Annotated in this window: 10 protein-coding genes and 1 pseudogene; 3 read left to right on the forward strand and 8 right to left on the reverse strand. The window is 41.3% G+C overall.

Features of this window, described 5'->3' with window-relative positions:
• Positions 1–233, forward strand: a 233-nt coding sequence (locus tag IQ246_RS30020; RefSeq protein ID WP_208492333.1) for a hypothetical protein, incomplete at its 5' end; no start/stop codon positions are given.
• A gap of 142 nt (positions 234–375) precedes the next feature.
• On the opposite strand, the gene IQ246_RS27905 is transcribed toward IQ246_RS30020, so the two are convergent.
• Both IQ246_RS27905 and IQ246_RS27910 read right to left on the reverse strand, forming a co-directional pair.
• Positions 376–1,374 (reverse strand): glycosyltransferase family 2 protein, encoded by a 999-nt coding sequence (locus IQ246_RS27905; RefSeq protein ID WP_194006539.1) that lies wholly within the window; start codon positions 1,372–1,374, stop codon positions 376–378.
• A gap of 341 nt (positions 1,375–1,715) precedes the next feature.
• The gene (locus IQ246_RS27910; protein WP_194006540.1) at positions 1,716–1,907 is read right to left on the reverse strand and encodes a hypothetical protein; all 192 of its coding nucleotides are present in this window, start codon (positions 1,905–1,907) and stop codon (positions 1,716–1,718) included.
• 103 nt (positions 1,908–2,010) lie between these two features.
• On the opposite strand from IQ246_RS27910, the gene IQ246_RS27915 reads away from it, so the two are divergent.
• Positions 2,011–3,069, forward strand: coding sequence for a glycosyltransferase family 1 protein (locus IQ246_RS27915; protein ID WP_194006541.1), 1,059 nt, complete (start codon positions 2,011–2,013; stop codon positions 3,067–3,069).
• Here the strand turns inward: IQ246_RS27915 and IQ246_RS31400 are convergent.
• The 6 genes and pseudogenes from IQ246_RS31400 to IQ246_RS27945 all read right to left on the reverse strand — a co-directional run.
• A pseudogene (locus IQ246_RS31400) lies at positions 2,956–3,216 on the reverse strand (hypothetical protein); the annotation flags it as partial. The gene IQ246_RS27915 and the pseudogene IQ246_RS31400 sit on opposite strands and share 114 nt — an antisense overlap.
• 94 nt (positions 3,217–3,310) lie before the next feature.
• A complete protein-coding gene (locus tag IQ246_RS27925; protein ID WP_194006542.1) occupies positions 3,311–3,652 on the reverse strand; it encodes a co-chaperone YbbN in 342 nt (113 codons plus the stop codon).
• A 35-nt stretch (positions 3,653–3,687) separates the two neighbouring features.
• Positions 3,688–4,674, reverse strand: coding sequence for a thioredoxin-disulfide reductase (gene trxB / locus IQ246_RS27930; RefSeq protein WP_208492334.1), 987 nt, complete (start codon positions 4,672–4,674; stop codon positions 3,688–3,690).
• Between the two features lie 3 nt (positions 4,675–4,677).
• Complete coding sequence (locus tag IQ246_RS27935; protein ID WP_194006543.1) at positions 4,678–5,529, reverse strand: cytochrome c biogenesis CcdA family protein; 852 nt, start codon at positions 5,527–5,529, stop codon at positions 4,678–4,680.
• A 32-nt stretch (positions 5,530–5,561) separates the two neighbouring features.
• Entirely contained in the window at positions 5,562–6,104 is a 543-nt protein-coding gene (locus IQ246_RS27940; protein WP_194006544.1) for a thioredoxin family protein, read from the reverse strand.
• A 243-nt stretch (positions 6,105–6,347) separates the two neighbouring features.
• Positions 6,348–6,881: a thioredoxin family protein gene (locus tag IQ246_RS27945; RefSeq protein WP_194006545.1), complete on the reverse strand. Its 534-nt coding sequence runs from the start codon at positions 6,879–6,881 to the stop codon at positions 6,348–6,350.
• Positions 6,882–7,167: 286 nt separating this feature from the next.
• On the opposite strand from IQ246_RS27945, the gene IQ246_RS31085 reads away from it, so the two are divergent.
• A complete protein-coding gene (locus tag IQ246_RS31085; protein ID WP_255515664.1) occupies positions 7,168–7,296 on the forward strand; it encodes a hypothetical protein in 129 nt (42 codons plus the stop codon).
• Positions 7,297–7,371 lie beyond the last annotated feature (75 nt).

Consider the following 7,371-nt stretch of genomic DNA (forward strand, 5'->3'; position numbering starts at 1 on the left):
CCCATGCCCCATGCCCCATCTCTACGAATCAGTTCACGAATCAAATCGGATTACTATATGAAGATGCAATTTATCTACCCCCGCCTTTTGCAGTCTTCTTTGTCAAGGGAGACTACAAGGGGGTATTATTCGGTGCAACCTCATACAGATTTGGTATAAGCAAGTATTTTCACTACAAGTGTGGCAAAACTAACATAGTATTTTTTCAGATTAAAACCAATATGTTTGTATGAAGTTAATCTTTAAATATACTGGTAATTTCTTGAATTTATGGTGAACATAGCATGAGGAGTATCAATACTCTCTAAACTGCAAGTTGAAATATTACAGCAGTTTTTAAGTATTTAGCCTACGACTGTATACCTTGTAGGGAATTTATAAGGCTGCTTTTTTGTATTCAATTAAGGTACGCTGCCGTTTAAGCAAGCGAGAGAGTTGAAACTGTACCTGACCCTGCACTTGTGGGAATTTACCTAACATGCAGAATAGTGAGTAGAGAATTGCATCGTCTGATTTAAAACCTTGTTTAAGCGTGCTTTTATATACTTTGTATCCCAAGATTGCATAGACCACTAATAGTAATAGTATGCTTAAACCTGAAGTTAACCATGCAGTTGCAATAGCCAGTAGCGGCAAAAGCAAACCCCAAAACCAAATACTTCGGCTTTCTTTGACCCAATGCCGTTCCGGGGGATGACCGTGCAGCCAAGACCCTTCAGCATAAGCATGACCTGCTCGCTGCGATCGCCTCCACCACTGACCAAAGTGAGTGATTTGAGCATCGTGCAATGTCATCTCTGCATTTACACGTAAAATTTTGCCTCCTGCTTGACGCAATCGCACACATAGTTCTGGTTCTTCACCGGCAATCAGGGTAGGATTGTAACCTCCTACCTGTTTGAGCGCCAAGACACGCATCATCGCATCACCACCACAGGCTTTAGCTTCACCGATGGGAGTATCCCACTCAATATCGCACAAGCGATTATAAATCGAGTTATCGGGCAATTCTTCGCGCCGTCGACCACATACCACGACTACATCAGGTCGGGAAATTAATTCTTGCACTGCAAGTTCTAACCATCCTTGCACTACTTGGCAGTCTCCATCCACAAACTGGACAAATTCGATATTTGGTTCTACTTGCAATAAATATTCAAATCCAGTGTTTCTAGCGCGAGCCGCAGTAAAGGGAATGGATAAATCAAGATCTACTACATGCACTCCTAGGGAACGAGCTAGCGCTACACTACCATCTGTAGAACCAGAATCCACGTATACTACTGCGATCGCTTCGCTCAAAACTGATAACAAACACTTTTTGAGACGATTTCCTTCATTTCTACCAATGAGAACAATTCCAATTTGATGCATTCTTAACCTTCTATTACGCAAGTATTCAATGAACTATTGTTATAGTTTGTACTCAAATCTTAATAGGCTGAACACACTAATCCATTTATTTCTATATTTTTTTAGCTGGTAAAATGTTGTTTTTGATACCTAGTTTTATAGCTTACTCACATTTAACCCTAGTTAATTTACTATAGTGAAATCTAATTATGCATAATCAAGACTTACGCAAGTGTCATATTTTTAACGCCAGAGGTTGTCCAGAGTCAAAGGTCAAAAGTCCAAAAAACCTTGATTCTTGACCGAATGGCACTAAGTTAAGATATAGCCCTTGCCCTGACTGGTTAAGAGCCTCCAGGCTCTTAACCAGTCAGGGAGGCTCCGCCTCCAGTGGCTTGACGAGAGGCAGCAGCCCTCTCGGAATACATTCCCAGTCTGAAGACTGGGAACGAGGCGACATAAGCCTTTAGGCTTTTCTTAGTGCCATTCATTCTTGACCCTTGACTCTTATACCAGAAGCCTTGTGTGCCAGTTGCGTAAGTCCTAATAATCATAGATTGTATTTTTTGTCAATTTTACAGATTGATTTATTCCAAGATTTTGCTTAACTTTGCTTCATTAAGTAGAATATTATGAATTAAATAAAAATACACTAGTATGTTAGAAAATAAATACTATATTTACATCACACCAGAAGAAGGTTTAATTGTCTGGGATATATACAACCCTAACCCAGCCCAATGTGGCTTTGTTGCTTATTTTGGTAAAGTGTTCCAATTTGTAGAAAAAAGCCTGAAGCACAAAGGCTTAACTTTCTACGTGACAATGACTGAAATGAATGAACTTCCGTGCTATGGGAAAAATGTAATTGTGGTTATGCTGGGAGACGAGTTATGTCGCATACCCAAATATATTGATCAGGTAGGGGCAATATTTAAATGCTATGGGACGAGTCAAATAGTTGGATGCAATCCATTATTCCAGCCTTCTTATCTCAACTTGGTCACAGGAATTCAATACCTGAGAAACTTAGTTATTCGCCTACCTGGGATGTTAAAATACCAGTCTAAAAAAGTCAAAAACTGGGTATTAAACACAAGCAAAGTTGCCCCAATATACGACATTCCCTTGGGATACTATAACTCAGAGGATTTGCCAATAAAGAATATAGAAGACCGCTTTTATGATGTTTTTTTTGCTGGTAGTGCAATACATGAAACTTATCCTATATGGTCTTTACAGTATTGGTTAAGAACTCCAAAGACCATTTCTCGTGAACAAATGATGTTGAGCGCTAATCGTTTTCAAGAAAAACATCCTGAGTTTAAAGTTGAATCTTCCATAACTCAGGCTTTTGGTGCTACTGGTGATAGCAAGGCTGCAAACAGCTACAGCGAAAGAATGATGAATACGAAAATATGTCTTGCTCCTAGAGGAACTTCCTTTGAGACATATCGTTTTTTTGAGGCGATTAAGTATGGTTGTATTGTAATAACAGAAGCTTTACCCTCAAGGTGGTTTTATGATAATTCTCCTGCTATTGAAATTACAGATTGGCATGATTTAGAAAGCACACTAGAAAAACTGCTATCAAACAAGCAATTAATGCAAGAAATACACCAGAAATCTTTGCATTGGTGGCAAACAAAGTGCTCGGAAGCAGTTGTTGGTGAGTACATTGCCGAAAATCTGAATTCCTTGATTGATAGCAGATAACTCGTTTGTTACAAAAATTTGACCCTGCTTATTGAAATAAACAACGGGACAATCAGTTGAGTTGCAGAATAAGTAATTAGATTCAGAATTGAGAAATTCTAATGCTCCCGGTTTCAGTAAAATTTTAAGCGTAACAGTTAACAGTTTTAACCCGCTTTCCTTCTACTTCATTTACTGGACAATTTGCATTTAAGGAATTTTTAGCCACAGAGCAACAAGTTTCAGACATTTATTCACTGTCTTAGAGCGCAGATTGAATCGTGTCTGCATACTGTTTTTTAGGTTTTAATCCTGTAATTTGTGCTAATATTTTCTGCTTTTTAAGTAATACTACGGTTGGTGCGCTTCTAACAGCAAACATAATAGTCAATTCAAGTTCTTCGCTCATATCGAGTTCTACCAAGTGCAATTTACCTGTGTTTTCAATAGCTATTTGATGTAGCACCGATTTAAGTGTTTCGCAGGAAGGACAGTAGGGAGCTACAAACTTGACAATGATTAGTTGATCGGATTCCTGCATCAACCATTCAAAAGCTTCTCGCCCTGTAAAAAAAGTTTGCTCAACAGAAAAAGTTTGTTGCATATTTCTCTTTTTGTAATTGTGACCAAAAATATTTTTTAGGCAGCAAAAGAAACAAGCGATCGCCTTCCGTCAGTTGTAGGCGATCGCATCTCTGATAACCACCTCTCAGCTTCCAGTGCTGCCATACAACCCGTACCGGCGGCGGTAATTGCCTGACGATAAACGTGATCTTGAACATCTCCAGCCGCCCAAATGCCAGGAATATTAGTAGCTGTACTCTTACCCTGAGTCTTGATATAGCCTGCCTCATCCAGTTCTAATTGATCCTGAAACAGTTGCGTGTTCGGTGTGTGACCAATGGCGTAGAATAACCCACTCACAGTTAAATCGGCAACTGCACCTGTTTGTGTATCTCGAATTTGGACACGGCGTAGTACGCGATCGCCATCTACACTGATGAGTGAGGTATGCCAATGGATGTGAATTTGGCTGTGATTAAATATACGCTCCTGCATCGTCTTAGAAGCCCGCAGGCGATCGCTCCTTACTAATAAATGAACTTTACTGGCATATTTAGTTAGATAAAGTGCTTCTTCCACAGCCGAATCACCACCACCAACCACAGCAATGTCTGCATTCGCAAACAAAGGATTTGCTCCATCGCAGATTGCACAGGCAGAAATCCCGTTATTCCAAAACTTATCCTCACCCGGCAAATGTAATCTTTTAGCAGTTGCTCCCGTGCAAATAATCACAGCCCGCGCCTTCACTTCTAACAAATCAGCAGAGGCTACAGCAAAGGGATATTGAGTAAAATCCACAGCAATCACATCATCAGTAATCAACCTAGCACCCCAGCGTAATGCTTGCTGGCGCATCTGCTGCATTAACTTTGGCCCCTGAACTCCATCAGGAAAACCGGGATAGTTTTCTACCTCAGTAGTGGTCATCAATTGACCACCGGGGATTCCTCCAGCACTAAACCCTTCAAATACCACAGGCTTAAGTTGAGCGCGTCCTGCATAGATGGCGGCGGTATAACCAGCCGGGCCAGAACCAATAATTACCAGATCCTTAATCATGATTTAAGCTCCCACAAACCATTGAGTGCCAGTAAATAGGTAATATGCTCCAGTCAAAATTAACGCGACACTACCAAAGCGAATAATTCCCTCGGAATGCTTCAACAACTTGTTACTCTGTTTCGCCAGTCCCGTAAATAAACTCGCCAGGAAAATCAGGCTAGTATAACCAAGTCCATAGCTAACCATCGTCAACGTCCCCAAAACTTGCGAACCTGTAGCCGCCGCCGCCGCCAGTACACCAAACAGCACCGGACTAGCACAAGGGGAACTCACTAAAGCAAAAGTCAAACCCACTCCATACGGCCCAGCCTTGGGGAGATTTACATTTATCTGCGGTAGGGGTAGTTTTACCACCCCCATCAACCACAGACCCATTACAGCCATAATCAATCCGACAACTATATTGATATAGCCCCGATACTCCACCATTACCATGCCAGCAAAGGATGAGACTAAACCAAACAGACTTAAAATAGTCACTGCTCCCAAGACAAACAAACCAGCCTTAGTAAAAGCATCCCAACGAGATTTAATTTTCAGTGTGCCGATGTAACTCAGGTTGACTGGTAAAAGTGCCAAGATACAGGGGGATACACTAGCAAGTAACCCACCGATAAACGCCAAAGGTAACAACACAAAGGGATTTGCCGTGTCCTGTTGGTCAAACCACTGCTGATAACGGTTTTCCACAATGGAAATCACCCGTTCAATCGGATGACTAATCACAGGGCCCAGAGTGATAACTATAACCAGGGAGAGCAACCCCAATCCACCGTAAACTAACCATTTTTTCGAGACTTTGGAACGGCGGGAGGGGGGTTGATCTGTTGACAACTGAGATATTGGTTTCATGAAATTAGCCTTAAGCTATGAAGAGAAGGAGACTAACTTTTTGCTAGAGCAGTATCGAGTATTTTGGTGTAGTCAGCCTTGTTGGGATTATTTTTGAAGATTGTTAAAATTTTGCCAGTAGCCGGGTCAACGATCACCACGGTACTTGTTTTACTCTTGTTAGCTTCTAGGAATTTCCCCAAGCCTAATTTTTCTGCTTGTGCTTGTGTCTCTTGAAGTTTGGCTTTATCCGTTACATCCAAAACCACAAAATTAACCTTACTAGAATATTCCTGTTTCAATTGCGACAAAGTAGGAGCAATATTCTTGCAGCCAGCGCACCAAGTAGCAAACACATCCACCAGTACGGGTTTACCTTGAAGTTCTTGGGCTAGAGGATTTCCTACAGAGGTTAACTTAGCAGCATCTTTTCCAGCACAGGGGTTTTTGGCTGCACAGGGGTTGGACTGAGCAACATTCGTAGTTGATGGAGCTTGATTTTGAGAAATATTATCTGATTTCGTTGGACTGCATGATACTGTCAAAATCAGACCACTCAAGCACAGTAGGCTTAGAAAAAATTTGTTTTTGTACATTGGGTATTCTCCTCACGCTTTAATTGTGTAATGCTGCCATAATTAGTTTTGGCGTACATTTTCAGTTTGTTTGATTGAGATGAGAAATTGGAAATGTAAATTGTGGAGCATCTATTTATAAGACGATTGAGCATCAAAGTTGGATTTACTGAAATTCAAAAGGACTCCTCAGAACTGAGCCAACGTTTGCAACCATAAAAAGCTAGCTTTGCCCCTAAAGATAGAGGCAAAGCCACAATTAAACTACTTTTTCGCCAAAGCGGTTTCGAGGATCTTGGTGTAGTCAGCCTGATTAGAATTGTTTTGGTACAGGGCTAAAATGTCACCAGTAGCAGGGTCAACGATCGCTACAGTGCTGGTTTTACTTTTATTAGCCTCTAGAAATTTGCCCAAACCTAATCTTCGTGCCATTGCTTCTGTCTGTCTAAGCTTGGCTTTATCTGTTACATCCAAGACCACAAAATTTACCTTACCGGAATATTGCTGTTTTAATTGGGATAGGGTGGGAGCAATATTCTTACAGCCAGGGCACCAAGTAGCAAATACATCTACTACAACTGGTTTTCCTTGAAGTTCTTTAGCTAGAGGCCCGCCTACAGAGTTGGCTTTAGCAGCGCAGGGATTTTTACCTGCACAGGCATTTTTCTGGGCAGTCTTGGTAATTGATGATTGCGCTTCAGTTGCAGAAATAGTGGCTGAGGCTGTTGCTACCAAGGATGTAGTAAAAACCAGGCTACTTAAACAAATTTTGAGCAGGAAGTTCGCGTGTTTGTGCATAAATTTTTTTCTGTTCTCAGGCTAAAACCGTTTAATTTGCAATATGCTGCCACAATGCTGACCTGAAATGGATACTGGAGTGGTCAATTGTGGCGCATCTGTTTACTAAGACGATTGAGAATCAGGATTGGATTTAAATTGACTCTTGAATTTTGAAAACGAGGTATAGGCGCGCGATCGCTCTTTGACACAGTAGAAATATTGGTGTTTCCTGTAAACATCTGCTAGAAATCAAGCAGCGAAAATGATCAAAGCTGTGACCAATTTGATTTTCAAGGAAGTTGTCATGAACCTACGCTCTGCCACATTGGCTGATTTGGGTCTGCTACGACATTGGGATGAGCAGCCCCATGTGATTGCCTCAGACCAAAGTCTCAACGGCGGGCTAGCCCCTAAATTCATTTATGGGGGTTAGCCGTTGGCGAATTTATTCGCCGTCAAGTTTCTTTCTGATTTTGGATGTACATCTTCACCGCTTCCAGTGGTGCGC

This window comes from aff. Roholtiella sp. LEGE 12411 (assembly GCF_015206995.1).
Lineage (GTDB): Bacteria > Cyanobacteriota > Cyanobacteriia > Cyanobacteriales > Nostocaceae > Komarekiella.

Coding starts and splice junctions, on each gene's coding strand:
- IQ246_RS27905 (WP_194006539.1), bottom strand. CDS start 1,374: ATGCATCAAATTGGAATTGTTCTCATTGGTAGAAATGAAGGAAATCGT.
- IQ246_RS27910 (WP_194006540.1), bottom strand. CDS start 1,907: ATGATTATTAGGACTTACGCAACTGGCACACAAGGCTTCTGGTATAAG.
- IQ246_RS27915 (WP_194006541.1), top strand. CDS start 2,011: ATGTTAGAAAATAAATACTATATTTACATCACACCAGAAGAAGGTTTA.
- IQ246_RS27925 (WP_194006542.1), bottom strand. CDS start 3,652: ATGCAACAAACTTTTTCTGTTGAGCAAACTTTTTTTACAGGGCGAGAA.
- trxB (WP_208492334.1), bottom strand. CDS start 4,674: ATGATTAAGGATCTGGTAATTATTGGTTCTGGCCCGGCTGGTTATACC.
- IQ246_RS27935 (WP_194006543.1), bottom strand. CDS start 5,529: ATGAAACCAATATCTCAGTTGTCAACAGATCAACCCCCCTCCCGCCGT.
- IQ246_RS27940 (WP_194006544.1), bottom strand. CDS start 6,104: ATGTACAAAAACAAATTTTTTCTAAGCCTACTGTGCTTGAGTGGTCTG.
- IQ246_RS27945 (WP_194006545.1), bottom strand. CDS start 6,881: ATGCACAAACACGCGAACTTCCTGCTCAAAATTTGTTTAAGTAGCCTG.
- IQ246_RS31085 (WP_255515664.1), top strand. CDS start 7,168: ATGAACCTACGCTCTGCCACATTGGCTGATTTGGGTCTGCTACGACAT.